The organism is Luteibacter sp. NPDC104163 (assembly GCF_055584245.1).
The window spans coordinates 1-17,256 of record NZ_JBVJMK010000012.1; the positions used below are offsets into that span (position 1 = coordinate 1).

General features: G+C 66.7%; 18 protein-coding genes. 6 read left to right on the forward strand and 12 right to left on the reverse strand.

Annotation, left to right across the window (positions count from 1 at the left end):
• Nucleotides 1-337: 337 nt before the first annotated feature.
• The 4 genes from olsF to grxD all read right to left on the reverse strand — a co-directional run bounded on the left by olsF (nt 338) and on the right by grxD (nt 3,966).
• A complete protein-coding gene (gene olsF, locus ACZ6YI_RS14815) occupies nt 338-2,044 on the reverse strand; it encodes a bifunctional ornithine lipid synthase OlsF (protein WP_465779330.1) in 1,707 nt (568 codons plus the stop codon).
• Between the two features lie 192 nt (nt 2,045-2,236).
• The gene (locus tag ACZ6YI_RS14820; protein ID WP_465779331.1) at nt 2,237-2,833 is read right to left on the reverse strand and encodes a YhgN family NAAT transporter; all 597 of its coding nucleotides are present in this window, start codon (nt 2,831-2,833) and stop codon (nt 2,237-2,239) included.
• A gap of 39 nt (nt 2,834-2,872) precedes the next feature.
• The gene (locus ACZ6YI_RS14825; RefSeq protein ID WP_465779332.1) at nt 2,873-3,646 is read right to left on the reverse strand and encodes an SDR family NAD(P)-dependent oxidoreductase; all 774 of its coding nucleotides are present in this window, start codon (nt 3,644-3,646) and stop codon (nt 2,873-2,875) included.
• Nucleotides 3,643-3,966: a Grx4 family monothiol glutaredoxin gene (gene grxD, locus ACZ6YI_RS14830; protein WP_465779333.1), complete on the reverse strand. Its 324-nt coding sequence runs from the start codon at nt 3,964-3,966 to the stop codon at nt 3,643-3,645. Before grxD ends, ACZ6YI_RS14825 begins: the two co-directional genes overlap by 4 nt.
• A gap of 107 nt (nt 3,967-4,073) precedes the next feature.
• Here grxD and ACZ6YI_RS14835 point away from each other — a divergent pair, with 107 nt between their 5' ends.
• A complete protein-coding gene (locus tag ACZ6YI_RS14835; protein WP_465779334.1) occupies nt 4,074-4,655 on the forward strand; it encodes a Fe-Mn family superoxide dismutase in 582 nt (193 codons plus the stop codon).
• A gap of 117 nt (nt 4,656-4,772) precedes the next feature.
• Here the strand turns inward: ACZ6YI_RS14835 and ACZ6YI_RS14840 are convergent, their stop codons facing one another.
• Nucleotides 4,773-5,873 (reverse strand): 5-(carboxyamino)imidazole ribonucleotide synthase, encoded by a 1,101-nt coding sequence (locus ACZ6YI_RS14840; RefSeq protein WP_465779430.1) that lies wholly within the window; start codon nt 5,871-5,873, stop codon nt 4,773-4,775.
• Between the two features lie 50 nt (nt 5,874-5,923).
• Nucleotides 5,924-6,439: a 5-(carboxyamino)imidazole ribonucleotide mutase gene (gene purE / locus ACZ6YI_RS14845; RefSeq protein ID WP_465779335.1), complete on the reverse strand. Its 516-nt coding sequence runs from the start codon at nt 6,437-6,439 to the stop codon at nt 5,924-5,926.
• Between the two features lie 72 nt (nt 6,440-6,511).
• Between purE and ACZ6YI_RS14850 the strand changes: the two genes are divergently transcribed.
• From ACZ6YI_RS14850 to ACZ6YI_RS14865, 4 genes are all read left to right on the forward strand, one after another.
• Entirely contained in the window at nt 6,512-6,802 is a 291-nt protein-coding gene (locus ACZ6YI_RS14850; RefSeq protein WP_440327511.1) for a Trm112 family protein, read from the forward strand.
• Between the two features lie 78 nt (nt 6,803-6,880).
• Entirely contained in the window at nt 6,881-9,163 is a 2,283-nt protein-coding gene (locus ACZ6YI_RS14855; RefSeq protein WP_465779336.1) for a DUF1631 domain-containing protein, read from the forward strand.
• Between the two features lie 4 nt (nt 9,164-9,167).
• Entirely contained in the window at nt 9,168-10,025 is an 858-nt protein-coding gene (gene nadC, locus ACZ6YI_RS14860) for a carboxylating nicotinate-nucleotide diphosphorylase (RefSeq protein ID WP_465779337.1), read from the forward strand.
• A 134-nt stretch (nt 10,026-10,159) separates the two neighbouring features.
• Entirely contained in the window at nt 10,160-10,552 is a 393-nt protein-coding gene (locus tag ACZ6YI_RS14865; RefSeq protein ID WP_440328871.1) for a DUF3301 domain-containing protein, read from the forward strand.
• 119 nt (nt 10,553-10,671) lie between these two features.
• Here ACZ6YI_RS14865 and ACZ6YI_RS14870 read toward each other — a convergent pair whose 3' ends face one another.
• The 5 genes from ACZ6YI_RS14870 to petA all read right to left on the reverse strand — a co-directional run bounded on the left by ACZ6YI_RS14870 (nt 10,672) and on the right by petA (nt 14,585).
• Nucleotides 10,672-11,097 (reverse strand): ClpXP protease specificity-enhancing factor, encoded by a 426-nt coding sequence (locus ACZ6YI_RS14870; RefSeq protein ID WP_440328876.1) that lies wholly within the window; start codon nt 11,095-11,097, stop codon nt 10,672-10,674.
• A 120-nt stretch (nt 11,098-11,217) separates the two neighbouring features.
• Nucleotides 11,218-11,865 (reverse strand): glutathione S-transferase N-terminal domain-containing protein, encoded by a 648-nt coding sequence (locus ACZ6YI_RS14875; RefSeq protein ID WP_465779338.1) that lies wholly within the window; start codon nt 11,863-11,865, stop codon nt 11,218-11,220.
• A gap of 71 nt (nt 11,866-11,936) precedes the next feature.
• A complete protein-coding gene (locus ACZ6YI_RS14880; RefSeq protein ID WP_465779339.1) occupies nt 11,937-12,689 on the reverse strand; it encodes a cytochrome c1 in 753 nt (250 codons plus the stop codon).
• Nucleotides 12,682-13,983 (reverse strand): cytochrome b, encoded by a 1,302-nt coding sequence (locus ACZ6YI_RS14885; protein WP_440328866.1) that lies wholly within the window; start codon nt 13,981-13,983, stop codon nt 12,682-12,684. Before ACZ6YI_RS14885 ends, ACZ6YI_RS14880 begins: the two co-directional genes overlap by 8 nt.
• On the reverse strand, nt 13,983-14,585 hold the full coding sequence (petA, locus tag ACZ6YI_RS14890; RefSeq protein WP_440328864.1) for a ubiquinol-cytochrome c reductase iron-sulfur subunit: 603 nt from the start codon (nt 14,583-14,585) through the stop codon (nt 13,983-13,985). The genes ACZ6YI_RS14885 and petA overlap by 1 nt, the downstream gene beginning before the upstream one ends.
• Before the next feature lie 187 nt (nt 14,586-14,772).
• On the opposite strand from petA, the gene ACZ6YI_RS14895 reads away from it, so the two are divergent.
• Nucleotides 14,773-15,948 carry a S1C family serine protease gene (locus tag ACZ6YI_RS14895; protein ID WP_465779340.1) on the forward strand — a complete coding sequence of 392 codons (1,176 nt, stop codon included), beginning with the start codon at nt 14,773-14,775 and terminating at the stop codon, nt 15,946-15,948.
• An 81-nt stretch (nt 15,949-16,029) separates the two neighbouring features.
• Here the strand turns inward: ACZ6YI_RS14895 and ACZ6YI_RS14900 are convergent, their stop codons facing one another.
• Complete coding sequence (locus tag ACZ6YI_RS14900; protein WP_465779341.1) at nt 16,030-17,226, reverse strand: lytic transglycosylase domain-containing protein; 1,197 nt, start codon at nt 17,224-17,226, stop codon at nt 16,030-16,032.
• Between the last annotated feature and the right edge of the window lie 30 nt (nt 17,227-17,256).

The window sequence follows — 17,256 nt, forward strand, 5'->3', positions numbered from 1 at the left end:
TGTTCTGGGGCCCCACCATCGTGGCTTGTTCCCCACATGAGTGCTGTGGGAGCGCGCTTGCGCGAATGGGGCTGGCCGAACTCCCGAATCGCGCGCAAGCGCGCTCCCACAGGACCTGTCTGAGCAGCGAGGGTGGGCCCCAAGGCCTCTTTCCGGAGACGCCCGAGCGCGAGGCGGCGTCAGCCGCTGGTCACATGCATTCGCGCCAGCGAATGAACCGATCCGATAGCGCGAAGCCGAAGGCGAGCCTTCTCGAGCGGGCAAAAGAAACCCGGCTGCGTGGCCGGGTTTCTTGGGTAGAGCAATCGCGCGCAAGCGCGCTCCCACATGGGCGCGGTCAGCCGCCGAGGTAGCGGGCGCGCTTTGCGGGCTTCAGGCTCATCAGGTCCAGCATCACCAGGCCATCGACGCAGCCTGCGAAATCCGGATCCTCGCCGAACGCCAGGAACTGCACGCCTTCCGGATCCACCAGGTCCACGTACTGGCGGTAGAGCACCGGCAACGTCACGCCCAGCGCATCCAGGCGGTTCTTGAGCTTGCCGAGGCCACCCGCTGCGTCGAGGCCTTCGAGCTCCGCGCGTACCTGCTCCAGCGTCTCCTGCGGAATCACGAACGGCTGCCGCGCCGCGGCCAGGCCCTGTACGCCGAAGAAATGCTGGTGCGCCGCCGCGATCCATTCGCGGCCCTCGCGCGGGATCGCCGCCGACATGCTCACCGGACCGAACAGGTAACGGATATCCGGATGCCGCTGCAGGTACAGGCCAATGCCCTGCCACAGCTGGTCCAGTGCACGCGACCAGCGCCAGTACGCCGGCGCGATGAAGCTGCGGCCGAGTTCCAGGCCCTGTGCCAGGCGCGACTCCAGCGCCGGCGAATAATCGAACAAGCTAGAGGTATAGAGCGCACTCATGCCGCGCTCGTTGATCAGCTTGCCGCCATGGCCGAAGCGATACGCACCGACGATGCGCAGCGCCTTCTCGTCCCACAGCACGAGGTGCTCGTAATACGGATCGTACGCGTCGAGGTCGCGGCGCTTGCCGGTGCCCTCGCCCACGCGACGGAAGGTCAGCTCACGCAGGCGGCCGATCTCGCGCAGCACGGCGCTGTCGCTCGAACCCTGCACCAGCAACGCCTTCTTGCCGCCGCCCAGTTCCGCGAGCACTTCCGCCTTCGCCAGTTCCGCGACGACACGCTCGATCGGCTCGGGATGCGCCAGCGGGGTCTGCCCACCGAACACCAGGCCGCGCTGCTGGCCGACACGGTAAACGTGGCGGCGCATCAGCTTGGCGGCGCGCTCGGACGAACCGCCGCTCACCTGCTTCAATTCTTCGGCATCGACGAGCTTGCCGATGCGGATGCCCAGGCGCTGCTTGCCCGAGGTCGCTTCGCGCGGAAGCATCGCGGTGCTCAGCGGCTTGGCCAGCATGGACAGGCCGTAGAACGCGACCGAGTTGCGGGCGTTGATGTGCACCGGAAGCACCGGGATGCCGGCCTTCGCCGCGATGCGGGCAAAGCCATCGGACCACTTGCCATCGCGCACGCCACCGGCGCCGAGGCGGGAAACTTCACCGGCCGGGAAGATGATGAGGACTTCGCCGGCTTCGATGCTGCGGAAGATCGCACGCATGCGCGACGAGGCGCCCTTGCCGAACACATCCACGCGCAGGAGGATCGGCTCCATCTGCGGGACGGCGGCGAGCACCTCGTTGCCAAGGATGCGGATATCGCGGCGGACCGAAGCGATCAGCTGGACCAGCGCCATGGCGTCGACCATGCCGAGCGGGTGGTTAGCCACCACGACCAGCGGGCCTTCGACCGGGATGTTCTCGCGCTCGCGCTCGGTGACGCTGCAGCTCACCCCGAGGTATTCGAGGACGCGTTCGGCGAATTCGATGCCCTGCGTATCGCGGAGGGCATCGAGGGTGTCATTGAAGCGCTGCTCATGGGCCAGCGTGCCCAGCAGGCCGGCGAGCGGCTTGCGGACCTTGGGGTGCTGCGCCAGCCATGGCATGCGTTCGGAGAGGGTGCGATCGATGCTCAGCATGATGTGGCTCCCTTAGACGTCAGACGGACGGTACCGGCCGGGCGTGGTGCGGAGTCGTGGTTTGTCATAGCGCCTTTGAACACCTGGTTTGGCCCCTGCCGGGACCCCGTGAGCGATGCCCGACGCCGGGTCAGTCCCGGCCCCGCCCATGCTCGCGGGCAATTATGACAGTTACCCTACCGCTACGTATGTTCATACGGCAATGTGCAGATAGGAGGATAGACCTCCCAGGAACATCTGCACCGAAAGCGCGATCAGCAGCATGCCCATCAGGCGCTCCAGCGCGGTCAGCACGCTTTCGCCCAACCACTTGAACAGGAAGGTGGAGCTGAGCAGGATCGCCGAGGTGGTGAGCCAGGCCAGGAACAGGGCGATGCCCCACTCCGCCGTGCGGCCGGGCTGGGAGTTGGTGAGCAGCAGCAGGGCGGCCATGGCCGAGGGGCCGGCCACGCCGGGGATGGCCATGGGCACGATGAAGGGTTCGCCTTCGCCGGGCTTGCCGAACACCCCGCCTTCCACCGGCGGGAACACCATGCGGATGCCGATCAGGAACAGGACGATGCCGCCGCCGATGCTGACGGACTCCTGGCGCAGCTGCAGCAGCTTCAGGATGAACTGCCCACCCAGCAGGAACGCGACGAGCACCGCCAGCGCGATCAGCAGTTCGCGGATCATCACCTTGCGGCGGCGCTGCGGTGGCACGTCCTTGAGCAGGGCAAGGAAGAGCGGAATGTTGCCCAGCGGATCCATGATCAGGAACAGCAGGATGCCCGCGGATAACGTCGTCATCTGCGTTTCCATGGGGAGGTACTCCTAAATTTCGGTGGATCAGTGGGTGTGGCGGATATCCAGGACCGTGCCCCGTGCCTCGGCGCCAGCGCCGGAGAGCAGGTAGACGATGGCCTCGGCCGATGCGGTCGGGAGGGGGCGATCGAGCGTGTTTTCGCCGTAGTAAGCAGCGCGACGCAGGGCCGTGCGCATCGGCGCGGGGAGCAGCGCATGCACGCGCATGGCGCCACCGTGGTTCTCGGCATGCAGCACGGCGGCCATGCGCTCCACGGCGGCCTTGGAGACGCCATAGCCACCCCAGTGGGCGCGTGACACCAGCTCCGGATCGTCGAGCACGAACACCACGGCGCTGTCCTCCCCGCCGGTGAGCAGGGGCATGCAGGCCTGGGTGAGCGCGAACGGCGCCGAGACGTTGACCTGCATGGCCCGCAGCCAGTCATCCGGCTTGTGCATGGCCATGGGGGTCAGTTCGTTGAAATGCGCCGCCGCATGCACCACGCCATCGAGCCGGCCGAATTCCTTCTCGAGGCCGTCGGCCAGAGCGGCGTAATCGTTGGGCGTCGCGCTTTCCAGGTCCAGCGGGTGGATGACCGGCTCGGAGCCGCCCAGGGCCACGAGCTCGTCGTAAAGCTTTTCGAGCGGGCGCACCTTGCGGCCCGTGATGACCACCGTGCCGCCGGCCCGGATGATCGCCCGCGCGGTCTCGCCACCGAGGCCACCCGTGGCGCCGGTCACGACGAACACTCGGCCGGCCAGGGCGCCGGGCGGCGGCGACCAGCCACCAGGCAGCCGCGCCGAGGGTAACGCGCTCACGACTCGGCCCCGGCCACGTCGGCCGCCATGCGCTTGAGTTCACCCGCCGCATGCAGGTCCTCGACGATGTCGCAACCGCCGATGAATTCCCCTAGGAGGAACAACTGCGGGAAGGTCGGCCAGTTCGAGTAATGCGGCAGGCCGGCCCGGATCCGCGCATCGGCCAGCACGTTCACCGCAAAGAACGTCGCGCCCGCCGCTTCCAGCGCCTTCGCCGCTCGATCGGAGAAGCCGCAGGTCGGGTATTCGGGCGTGCCCTTCATGAAAAGCACGATGGGATGTGCCGCCACGATGGCCTTGATCTCGTCTACGACGTCCATAGGTCGGGTTTCATCATTAGAATGCTGAATGTTTCATAGTGTAGCAGCCGCGCGGGCCGCGCCCTGCTTCATCCATTTCCCCCAGCCACCGCTAAGGAGCCCAGACAATGGCGTTCGAACTTCCCCCGCTTCCCTATGAGAAGAATGCCCTGGAGCCGCACATCTCGGCCGAGACGCTCGAGTTCCATTACGGCAAGCACCACCAGGCCTATGTCACCAACCTCAACAACCTGGTGAAGGGCACCCCGGACGAGAACAAGAGCCTCGAAGAGATCGTCAAGAGCTCCTCGGGCGGCATCTTCAACAATGCCGCGCAGATCTGGAACCACACGTTCTACTGGCACTCGATGCGCCCTGCCTCGCAGCAGGCCGAGCCGCCGGCGAAGCTCGCCGACGCGCTGACCAAGGCTTTCGGCTCGGTCGACAAGTTCAAGGAAGAGTTCACCAAGCAGGCCACCGGCAACTTCGGTTCGGGCTGGACCTGGCTGGTGCAGCGCCCGGATGGCTCGCTGGCAATCGTGAACACCTCCAACGCCGCCACCCCGATCACCGGCAGCGACAAGCCGCTGTTCACGGCGGACGTGTGGGAACACGCCTACTACATCGATTACCGCAATGCCCGCCCGAAGTATCTTGAGAACTTCTGGGCGCTGGTGAACTGGGACTTTGCGGCCAAGAACCTGGCGTGAGGCGAAGCCATCGCGCGCAAGCGCGCTCCCACAAACGCATCTGGCTCTTTGTGGGAGCGTGCTTGCACGCGATAACCAGCAAACGAAAAGGCCGGTCTTCGCAGACCGGCCTTCTCTTTACTTCAAAGCCTCGATGGCAGGGGCCACCTGGTCTTCCCGACCCAACCCCTTCCCCACCGCCGCCAGCTTCTCGCGCAGGCTTCCGGCATCCGGCGCACACACGGTGGCATGGCCCACCTTGCGCCCCGGCCGGGCTTCCTTACCGTAATCGTGCCAATGGCCATCGGCCACGTTCAGCACCGGCGACGGATCCGGCATCTCACCGATCCAGTTGAGCATGGCGCTGGGGCCGCGCACGCCGGTGTCGCCGAGCGGCAGGCCGAGCACGGCGCGTACGTGGTTCTCGAACTGGCTGGTATGCGCGCCTTCGATGGTCCAGTGCCCGGAATTGTGGACGCGCGGCGCCATCTCGTTACCGAGCAGGCGGCCGTTGCACACGAACAGCTCGAGGGCGAACACGCCCACGTAGTCCAGGGCTTCCGCCACCTTGCGCGCATGGGCGTTCGCGGCCCGCTCCAGCTCATCCGTGCAGCCCGGCGACGGGGCCAGGCTGAGCGAGAGCACGCCATCGACATGCCAGTTGCGGGTGAGCGGCCAGCTACGGAACGCGCCATCGCGGCCGCGCACGGCCACGACCGACACTTCGCGCTCGAACGACACGAAGGCCTCGAGGATAAGGCCGACTTTCCCGGCGGCCTCGCCGAGCGCGGCCCAGGCGGCGTCGATGTCAGCAGCGGTCTTAAGACGAAACTGGCCCTTGCCGTCGTAGCCGAGGCGGCGGGTCTTCAGCACGGCCGGCGCACCGATGCGCTCGACCGCGCGGACCAGGTCCTCACGGGTATCGACCGGTTCGAAATCCGGTGTATCGAGCCCGCTTTCGCGGAACAGGGTCTTTTCGCTCAGGCGATCCTGGGCCACGGCCAGCGCGCGCGGGTTCGGGAACACGGCGACTTTGGCGGCCAGGCGTTCGGCGACAGCGGCGGGGACGTTCTCGAAATCGAAGGTCACCACGTCCACGCGGGACGCGAAATCATCGATGGCCGCATCATCGAACCAGTCCGCCACCACCAGGTCGGTGACCTGGCCGGCGCAGGCGTCGGCGCTGCCATCGACCACGAGCGTGCGGATACCCAGCGGCGCGGCCGCCAGCGAAAGCATGCGGGCCAGCTGCCCGCCACCGAGGATGCCGACGGTGGGGAGCTTGCGGGTCACGTGCGCGGATCCGGGTTATCGAGGACGGTCTGGGTCTGCTCGGCGCGGAACGCATCGAGCGCCTGCGCTACCGCCGGGTCGTGCAGGGCGAGGACCGACGCGGCCAGCAGGGCTGCGTTGGTGGCGCCGGCACGGCCGATCGCCAAGGTGCCCACCGGGATGCCGGCCGGCATCTGCGCGATCGACAGCAGGGAATCCATGCCGTTCAGGGCCTTGGACTGCACCGGCACGCCAAAGACGGGCAGCGCGGTCTTCGCCGCCAGCATGCCCGGCAGGTGGGCGGCGCCGCCGGCACCGGCGATGATCACCTGGATGCCACGGCCACGGGCGCCATCGGCGTAGTCGAACAGCAGGTCGGGGGTACGGTGGGCGGAGACGACGCGCACCTCGTGGACGATGCCCATGCGGGTCAGCATCGAGGAGGCGTGCTCCATCGTTTCCCAGTCCGAACGCGAACCCATTACCACGCCGACGCGCGGTGCGGAGGCTTCGCTACCCTTGGTGGAAGTCATGGCCGGAGCACCCAAAAGTCGTTATTGTACGGACATTCGGTTTAATAAGGTTGGCCCTCCAGGGCCGCATCCATGGACAAGCGCCTCATCGATATCCTCTGCTGCCCTGTCAGCAAGCGCCCGCTGCGCCCGCTCACCGCCGCCGAACGCGACCAGCTCAATACCGCCGTGAAGGCGGGAACGGTCGATACCGTGGCCGGTGAAAAGGTGACCGAGCCCCTCTCCGAAGGGCTGATCACGACCGACGGCCAGGTGGTCTACCGGGTCGACGATGGCATCCCCGTCATGCTGCCCGAATCCGGCATCGGCACCACGCAGCTGGCAGGGTTTGCGGCTGAAGCGGGTCGCGCGCACAATCCGTGACGCAAGTCACACTTTGAGACCCGGGTTCCCGCACAATGACCCCCTCAGGCGGGGGCCTTAGTTTTTCCAGGATGCGCGATGAGTAACGCGAGCGAACCGTCTAACGTGGTCGATCTGAGCCAGCGCCTGGATCCGCGCAGTGATCGCGTGGGCGCGCTGCTGGCGACGGTTCGCGGCCTGGCGACCAAGCGCCTGCACGCGCTGGCCAGCAACATGTTCGAGAACATCGACGACGCCCTGTTCGACCTGGCCGAAAAGGCCGAGAACAACGCGGCGCAGACCCAGTTCTTCGACGGCATGCGCGAGGTCCGCAAGAAGCGCGCGATCGTCGAGCGTACCTTCCTCGGCCAGGTCGCCCGTGACCTGGCCGATTTTTCAGCAGGCCGCATGCGCGCGCCGGAAGCCGATGCGCACACGCGCCCGCTCGCCAATATCGAGCTCAGCCTCGTCGGCGAGAACGAGCTGGAAGAATCCCTCGCCGTTACCTCCATGGTGGGCAAGAACGAGCAGCGCCTGGCGCGCGCCCTGTTCGCCGTGAACCAGCGGCTGTCGGTGATCTGCGGCGGCAACAAGATGGATGACGCCAGCAACCCGGTGGGTCCGGCGTCGCTCGCCAATGCCTTCCGCCAGGCGCTGCGCGAGCTGCTTGTCGAAGTGCGCGTCAAGCTGATCATCTACAAGCTGTTCGATCGCTACGTGCTCGCCGGCATCGACGAGCTCTACGACGACATCAATAACGAACTGGCCGCAGCCGGCGTCCTGCCGCAGCTGCGCCACGAGATTTCCACCCGGCGTAGCGATGCACCGGCACCAACCGGCCCGGACTCCACGGCCACGCCTGTTGCCCACGGTCCCGCAGCGCCGGTCACCGATGCGGCCGCTGCCGAGTTCATGCAGTCGTTGCATGCCCTGTTTACCGCGCGCCGTGGCGTCGCCGTCGACGGCGCTGTTGCCGGCATGCATGGCACCGGCGTACCGCTGCCGACCGGCCCGTTGCCGAGCCCGGCTGAGCTGCTTGGCGCGCTTACCCTGCTGCAGAGCCAGATGACCGTGCTGCCGGCCAGCGCGGCGCAGCTCGCCACCCAGGGCGAGATCGCGCGCGACGTGGCCCAGCTGAAGGAACAGCTGCTGGTGCAGATCGGCCAGCTCCGCGGCCAGCAGACCGCGCACGTTTCCGGCGTGGATGAAGACACGATCGACCTGGTGGGCATGCTCTTCGAGTTCATCCTCGAGGACCGCAACCTGCCGGCCGAGATGCAGGTGATGCTTGCGCGCCTGCAGATCCCTTACCTCAAGGTCGCGCTGCTCGACCGCCGGATGTTCGCGCACAAGTCGCACCCGGCGCGCCAGCTGCTCGATGCGCTGGCCGATGCGGCCAAGGGCTGGTCGCCCGAGGGTGACCGCGATGGCCGCCTGTTCGACAAGGTGAAATCCATCGTCGAGCGTCTGCTGCACGATTTCGATGACGACATCGCCATCTTCGACAAGCTTGCCGCCGAGTTGCAGGATTTCCTCGACGTGGCCCGCAAGCGCGCCGAGCTCGCGGAGCAGCGCGTGGCGGAATCCACCCGCGGCCGCGAGAAGCTGGAACAGGCGCGTCGCCGCGCCGCGCAAGAGATCGTCAGCCGCACCGCCGGCGCGAACCTGCCCCCGCTGATCTATGGCGTGCTCACCCGCGCGTGGGCCAACTACGTGGTGCTCACCCTGCTCCGCCAGGGCGAGGAGTCCGCGGAGTTCGCCGACTCACTGCGTTTCATCGATCACTTCGTCGCCAGCGCCCGGCCCGCCAGCGATGCCAACAGCCGCCGCGATCTCCGCGCGCTGCTGCCGGGCATCGAACGCTCGCTGCGCCGCGGCCTTGCCTCGGTCGCTTTCCAGGAGGCCGACACCGAGCAGCTGCTCGGCCAGTTGCACGCGTTCTATCGCCAGCAGCTGGGCGAGGTGGCGCCGGATGTCGAGAGCGGCACTCTGGTCGCCAGCGTCATGCCGCTGCCGGAAGCCATCCAGGCCATCGAAGAACCGGTGGTCGAGCCCGAGCCGGATGACGACGCCGAGATCCTCGCCGACGAGGCCTTCGACGAGCGCTACCTTTCGCAGGCGCGCGAGTTGAAGGTCGGCCAGTGGCTGGAGTTCACTTCGGAAGATGGCACGACCGATCGTGCCAAGCTGTCGTGGGTCAGCCCGATCAGCGGCCGCTTCCTGTTCGTGAACCGCCGTGGCCTCAAGGTCGCCGACCACAGCCTCGCCGGCCTCGCCCAGGCGTTCGCCCAGAACACCGCGCGCGTCCTGGATTCCACGCTGCTGTTCGATCGCGCCATGGATGCGATCGTCGAGCGCCTGCGCACGCCCGAAAACGCCTGAGCTGATGACCAACGCCCCCCTCGCCGGCGCACTGCCGCCGGCCAGTGAGATCCTTGCCGACATCGAACGCGCCTTTGGCGAAGATATCGGCCCGGGCGATGCCACCGCCGACCTGCTCGACCCCGAGGCCCGTGCCACGGCGGTCCTGACCTGCCGGGAGGATGCGGTGCTCAGCGGCACGGCGTGGTTCGACGCAGCCTTCCGCAAGCTCGATCCCGCCGTGCAGATCGAATGGCTGGCGAAGGACGGCGACCGTATCGCCGCCGGCGCGGCCATCTGCCGGCTCGCCGGCAAGGCACGCGCCCTGGTGACCGCGGAACGCACGGCCCTTAATTTCCTCCAGCTGCTGTCGGCGACGGCGACGGTGACCTCGCACTACGCCGATGCCATCGCCGGCACGAAGGCCCGCGTGCTCGATACGCGCAAGACCATCCCCGGCCTGCGCCGTGCGCAAAAATACGCCGTCCTCTGCGGTGGCGGCACAAACCACCGCATCGGCCTGTTCGACGCGATGATGCTGAAGGAAAACCACATCATCGCGGCGGGTGGCATCCCGGCCGCCGTGCGGGCTGCCCGTGCCACCCACCCTTCCCTTCCGCTGATCGTGGAAGTGGAGACGCTGGACGAACTGGCCCAGGTGATCGAGGCCGGTGGCGACCGCGCGCTGCTCGACAACTTCACGCCGCAGATGCTGAAAGAGGCCGTGGCGCTCACCGCCGGCCGCATCCCGCTCGAGGTGTCCGGCAACGTGGAGATCGATACGATCCGCGCTATCGCCGAGACCGGCGTGGATTTCATCTCCAGCGGCGCACTGACCAAGCACGTCCGCGCCATCGATCTCTCGCTACGCCTGGATCTCTGAACCGCCTGCCCGGTTGTTCGTGGGAGCGCGCTTGCGCGCGACAGACGTTGCCGTAGCCCCATCGCGCGCAAGCGCGCTCCCACAGGTCACTTGCGCCACTTGTGGATGGCGGCCGTCGGCCACACACTGGCCCCATGAACTCAGTTTCCGATCTCTTCTGGCTGCTTGGCCTCGCCGCGCTGATCGCGAGCTGGTATCGGCTGACCCGGGCCCGGGAAGTGGCGGTACGCGCCGCGACCGCGCTTTGCCGCCGCCATGGGTTGCAGCTGCTGGACCAGTCCGTCGGGCTCCGCGCCATCCGCCTGCAGGGCGTCGATGGTGTCCGCCGCCTTGAACGCTGCTACGCGTTCGAAGTGAGCGACGACGGCCAGTCGCGCCAGCCGGCGAAGATCTGGATGGCCGGGGACGAGGTAGCGAGTTATGCACTACCCCACTCTGGGAACCCTGAGCTGGAGACCGTGGTTGCTACCGAGACCGGGCTGCCGACCAACGTGATTTCGCTGGCCGACCGCCGCCGAGTGCATTGATACCGCAAGGCGTTGTGGGAGCGCGCTTGCGCGCGATGGCGTTACGGCTAGCACCCCATCGCGCGCGAGCGCGCTCCCACAACAGCGCAGAAAAAACCCGCCGATTGGCGGGTTTTTTTTTACTTCACCACCCGCAGGTGCGGGGCGCCGCGCTTGGGTCGGTCGTCGTCGCCGCCGGTGGGAGGGGTATCGGACGCGTCGTCGACGGCCTCGACCGGGTTGGCCGCGCCCTCGTTCTCGTCGGCCGGGAACATCATGCCCTGGCCGTTTTCCTGCGCATAAAGCGCCAGCACGGCGGCTACCGGGATCACGATGTTCTGGCTTACGCCGGAGAAGCGTGCCTGGAAGGCGATTTTGTCGTTGCCAAGGTCCAGGTTGGCCACGGCGCGCATGGCCAGGTTGAGCACGACCTGGCCGTTTTTCACCACGTGCGCGGGGACCTTCACACCCGGCTGGGCGGCGTCCACCAGCACGTACGGGGTCAGCCCGTTATCGCTGATCCAGTCGTAGATGGCGCGTAGCAGGTAGGGCCGATTGGAGGTCATGCCCTGGGTTTCGTTCGTATCCATCACTCGTCCTCGTCGTACCCGCCGGTTGGTCGGGGATCACCAAAGCCCCGGCAGGGCAAGGCCAGACATGAGTTTACGGGATACGGGCGCGGAGGGCTAACCGACCGGGCTGAAGTCGAAATCGGGCCGCATGTTGCGCTCTTCCTGGGTCAGGCTGCGCGCGAAGCCCTGGCTGTGGAACAGCCGCTCGCCATAATCCACGATCGGCTTGCCGGCAGGCCCCAGGTCCACGCCCAGCCAGGGCAGGCGCCAGACCACGGGGGCCACGAGGCAATCGATCAGGCTCATCTCGGGGTTCAGGAAGAACCGGGATGCCTTGAACAGCTCCGCCGCGACCAGCAGGTGCTCGCGTAGCCGCTTGCGAGCCGCCGGAGCCTCCCTACCGCCCTCCTGGATGAGTTCGATCTCAGGCAGCCAGTCATTCTCGATCCGCCAGGTCGCCAGGCGCAGGCGCGCCCGCGAGAGCGGATCGATCGGCATCAGCGGGGGGTGCGGGTAACGTTCGTCGAGGAATTCGACGACGATCAGCGTGTCGTAGACGGTCAGGTCGCGATCGACCAGCGTGGGCAGCGTCCCATACGGGTTCAGTTCGAGCAGGTCGGGCGTGGGCTCTTCCGGTCGCAGGATCACCCGGTCGTAGGCTACGCCCTTCGCCGCCAGCACCAGGCGGGTACGGTGGCTCTGGATATCGTCGGCGCTCGTGTAGAGCGTGAGTGCCGTGCGCGAACGTGCATTCTGGACCATGCTTTCGATCTCCCTCCCTGCTGCGCCGAAACGGAACGGGGCGACCCTGTGGCCGCCCCGGGGGACATCACTCAGTGACTTTCGTGAACGTCCTTCCAGTATTCATGCTTCAGAAGGTACAGCAGGAAGGTCAGGCCGGCCAAGAACAGCAATACCCAGATACCGACGGACTGCCGCTGCAGTGCCGCGGGCTCCGCGGTGTATTCCAGGAATGCCGTCAGGTCGCGAGTGGCCGCCTGGAATTCTTCCGGAGTCATCGTGCCCTTGCTGTGAAGCTCGAGCTTCTCCACCGGGGCATCCGCACCCGTCTTGCCCTCGGCATGCACCGCCACCTGCAGGCCCTGCAGTTCCCACAGCGGGTTGGGCATGGAGGCGTTCGGGAACACCGTGTTGTTCCAGCCCACGGGCCGGCTCGGGTCCAGGTAGAACGAGTTCAGGTAGTTGTAGATGAAGTCCGAACCCTTGGCGCGCGCCTCCAGCGAAAGATCCGGCGGCTCCTTGCCGAACCAGGCCTTGGCCTCGTCGGCTGGCATGTGCGAGACAACGGTCTCGCCGAACTTGGCCCCGGTGAAGTTGAGGTTGTTCATCACCTCGTCTTCACTCAGGCCAAGGTCGCTGGCCAGGCGCGAATAGCGCACGTACTTCAGCGAGTGGCAGCCCACGCAGTAGTTGAAGAACAGCTTGGCGCCGCGCTGAAGGGAGGCCTGGTCGTAGACGTTGGCACCCGACGGCGGAAGGTCTTCACCTTCGGCGGCAAGAGCGGGTATGGCGACAACGGCAAGGCCCAGCGCAAGGGCGAGGGAGGAGAGATAGCGCTTAATCATGCATCGTCACCCGTTCCGGAACCGGCTTGGTCTTCTCGAACCCAAAGTGCGTGTAAACCCAGACAAACACGAAGAAGCCGAAGTAGCCGAGCACCATCAGGCGCCCGAAGGCGTTCTCGACCGTGGTGACATCCGCGCCCGGGAACCACACGGGGATGAGCTCGGCGGTGACACCGGCACCCACCATGCCCAGGGCAAGGAAGGAGATGACCAGCACGGCCAGCGCGATACGGAAGCCGACGCCGCGGTAGCGCACCGAACGCACCGCACCCTTGTCGATCCAGGGCAGCAACCCGAGCAGCAGGATCGAGCCGAACATGCCGATCACGCCCCAGATGGCCGTGCCGAAGAACGACGGGATCATGCGCAGGATCGCGTAGAACGGGGTGAAGTACCACGACGGCTTGATGTGGCTCGGCGTCACCAGGTTGTTGGCCGGGGTGAAGTTATCGTGCTCGAGGAACCAGCCGCCGAAGGTTGGCGCGAAGAAGATGATGAAGGCGGCGATGATCAGGAAGAAGCCGACGCCGAACGAGTCCTTCACCGTGTAGTACGGGTGGAACGGGATCGCATCCGTCGGCTTGTCCGCCGACCAGCGGTTGCCCTTCGGGCCGTGCTTCACATCCACGCCATCGGGGTTGTTCGAGCCCACCTCGTGCAGTGCCGCCAGGTGGAGCACCACCAGCAGCAGGAGCACCAGCGGCAGCGCGATCACGTGCAGCGCGAAGAAGCGGTTGAGCGTGGAATCGGCCGGGAGGTAATCGCCCATGATCCATTGCACCAGCGTGTCGCCGATGAAGGGGATGGTGCCGAACAGCGAGATGATGACCTTCGCGCCCCAGAACGACATGTTGCCCCAGGGCAGCACGTAGCCCATGAAGGCCTCGGCCATCAGCACGAGGAAGATCAGCATGCCCAGGATCCACACGAGCTCGCGTGGCTTCTTGAACGAGCCGTACATGATGCCGCGGAACATGTGCAGGAACACGACCACGAAGAACAGCGAGGCACCCGTGGAGTGCATGTAGCGGATGAGCCAGCCCCACTCCACGTCACGCATGATGTACTCGACCGAGTTGAAGGCTTCCGCCGCACTCGTCTTGTAGTTCATGGTGAGGAAGATGCCGGTGACGATCTGGTTGACCAGCACCAGCAGGGCGAGCGAACCGAAGTAGTACCAGAGGTTGAAGTTCTTCGGCGCGTAGTACTCGGTCATGTGCTTCCGGTACATCGGCATGAAGCCCGGGGCACGTTCGTTGAACCAGTTTCCAAGGCGCGACATTGTGCTGGCCATCAGCTCTTCCCCTCCGGATCCACGCCGATCTGGATGTGCGTGTCGTCAATGAAGTGGTACGGCGGCACCGGGAGGTTCTTCGGTGCCGGTACGCCACTGAACACGCGGCCGGACAGGTCGTAGCGGGATTTGTGGCAGGGGCAGTAGAAGCCGCCCTTCCAGTTCGCGTCGAACGGCTCGGGCTTGATATCCGGCACGAAGTCCGGCACGCAGCCCAGGTGGGTGCACAGGCCGATGACGACGAGCCACTCGGGCTTGATGGACCGGGTCTCGTTCGTCGCGTATTTCGGCTGTTGGCCGGCATCGGACGACGAGGGATCGAGCAGGCGCGGCTCCAGCCCTTTCAGCTGGGCAAGTTGCTCGGGTGTGCGGTTGACGACGAAAACGGGAAGGCTACGCCAGGCGAAAGTGACTTTCTGCCCGAGGTCGATCGCACTGATGTCAACCGTGACGGGCGCCCCCGCCGCCTTGGCTCTCGCCGATGGTTCCCACGACTTGATGAAGGGCACGATCGCCGCAACCACCCCCACGCCACCGACAACGGCCGTCGTCGTGGTAAGGAAGCGACGGCGCCCGTGATCGACGACTTCTTCGTTCGCCATCAGGCTCTCCGGAACTTATGCCATTGAGGTTTGCGGGCCCCGTCGCCGCTATCTGGAAATCGGCTTCCGCAAAATTACGTCAGTGTAACGTCAGCACTAGCCACGTACAATAAAGTGAACAAACCCTTGCCAGATGTAAAGACATGGCAGCTAACTCCCCGCCAGGACGCGGAAAATTCGGCCACCCATGAACCAAGCTGCCCGCACGTTCGCCTTCGTCGCCCGCTTCGTCGTGCTTGGCCTTGCCATCGCGTTCGTCATCGGCCTGTTCTGGCCGGGCAGCGGTGCGCTCTTGCGGCAGCGCATCGTCGGACACGCGGAATCGGCGACCCAGGTGGCCGCGGGAGCCCCGGTTTCGTATGCGGACGCGGTGGCCCAGGCGGCGCCTTCCGTCGTGAATATCTACGCGAACAAGCTGGTCACCGAGCAGCCCCGGCAGCTGTACTCCGATCCCGTGTTGCAGCGCATCTTCAGCGTGCCGACCGGCCCGGTGCGCACGCGGCGCCAGCAGAACCTGGGCTCGGGCGTCATCGTCAGTGACGATGGTTACGTTTTGACCAACAACCATGTGATCGCCAACGCGGACGACATCCAGCTCCTGCTGTATGACGGCCGAGTCGCCAGCGCCAGGGTCGTGGGGTCGGATGACGAGACCGACCTGGCCGTGCTGAAGGTCGATGCCGACAACCTGCCGGCGATCAAGATGACCGATGCCGAGAGCCGGCCGCGCGTGGGCGATGTGGTCCTCGCCATCGGCAACCCCTTCGGCATTGGCCAGACCGTGACCATGGGCATCGTCAGCGCCATCGGCCGCCAGCTCAACCTGTCGAGCCTGGAGAGCCTGATCCAGACCGACGCGGCCATCAACTTCGGCAACTCGGGTGGCGCGCTGGTCAATGCGCACGGCGAGCTGGTAGGGATCAACACGTCACTGATCGGCCAAGCCGTGGGCGCCGAGGGCATCGGCTTCGCCATCCCGGTGCAGAGCGCGCGCGATGTGCTGGAACAGATCATCAAGACCGGCCACGTGGTACGTGGCTGGATCGGCGCCGACTACGGCCCCGTCCCCGTGTCCGCCGAAAGCGGCCTGCCCTCTGCCGCGCGTGGCGTGGTGGTGAACGAGGTCTCGCCCGGCGGCCCCGCCGCGCTGGCCGGCCTCCAGCAGCGCGATGTGCTGCTCAAGGTCGGCGACGAGGACATCCTGGATGCCTCTGACCTGCGCAAGCTGGAGGCCTCGCTGAAGCCCGGGGTGGCGGTGAACGTATCGGGGCTGCGCAGTGGGCAGCCGTTCTCGCTATCGGTCGTACCGAGCCAGCGGCCGCCGACCTCGCCGGTGCAGACCCAGCAGCCTTCGGTTCCCTGAGCGCAATCGCGCGCAAGCGCGCTCCCACAACCTCCGCTCGTGCCAGCTCTTGTGGGAGCGCGCTTGCGCGCGATGCCCCCGTCAGCCCCCGCGATCCGCCAGCGGCACCCCGGTAGCCGGCCGCTTCAAACCTTCCGCATAGCGTTTGCGCAGCAGGCCGACGCGTTCCACGTAAACCCGCGTTTCATCGTACGGCGGCACGCCGTTGTAGCGCTGCACGGCCCCGGGCCCGGCGTTGTACGCCGCGGCAGCCAGGCGCTCATCGCCGTTGAAGGTCTGCAACAGCAGCGCCAGGTAACGCGCGCCGCCACGGATGTTCTGCTGCGGGTCGAACACATCCTGCACGCCCATGTCGCGCGCCGTCCCGGGGATGAGCTGCATGAGGCCCTGCGCGCCGGCGATGGAAAGGGCCCTCGGATTGAATGCGCTCTCCGCGTGGATCACCGCGCGCAGCAGCGCCTCGTCCACGTGGTAGTCGAGGCTGGCGGTGCGGATCACATCGCCGAACGAGGTGAAATTCAGCGCGACGGCGTTGAAGTTGATCTTCGAGTGCACATCGCAGGCGACGCAGGTGGCGATGTAGGTGAAGAGCATCTTGACGCTCCCGCCCTTCCCGGCACCCGCCTGCGGGATATTGGTGTACTCCACGCCGCCATCGGGCCGGGTGATCCGGTAGACGGCGCCGCGAAGCACACGCGAGCCCTTGGGGGCCTCCGGCGCTGGCGCCGCTGCGAGGTCGGCCGAAGCGGATTCCTTGTAGTCCCAGCTGCCCTTCGGGGCGGTCACCGGCGGAAGCGCGGCCTTGGCCGCCTCCATCTTCGCCTCGGCCTCCGTCACGACGCCGCCAGTCACGCCGGCTAGCGAGGTCACGGGTTCGTCTGGCCCGACCACGCCGCCCGACACGCCCTTGAACGACACCGCGGTCGCGACCGGTCCAGGCGCCGCGGCCGGGTCCGGCCCGGGGAGCGGTGCCGCGGCGGGGCGCGGCGTCGCCGCCAGCGGCAGATCAGCACCCTTCCCCAGCGCCGGCCGGGCTGGCCTGGCCGAGGGCGTGCTGCCGATCCGCTTGCAGTCCTTGTACCCGGCCGTGCTGCCGGAGAAGACGGTTTCGCCGGTGCTACCGGTGCAGCGATACAACGAGCCCGCCACCGCGGGCCCGGTGGCCAGCCCAAGGAGCAGGACGCAGAGTGCCGCGGCCCTTTTCAGGACCGGCCGGCAGGCAAGGAAACGGCGGGCGTGATGGCCGGCGCTTTCCCCTGGCGTCGCGTCGTCAACCATGGGCGCGATTGTCCGCCACCACCGCCCCGC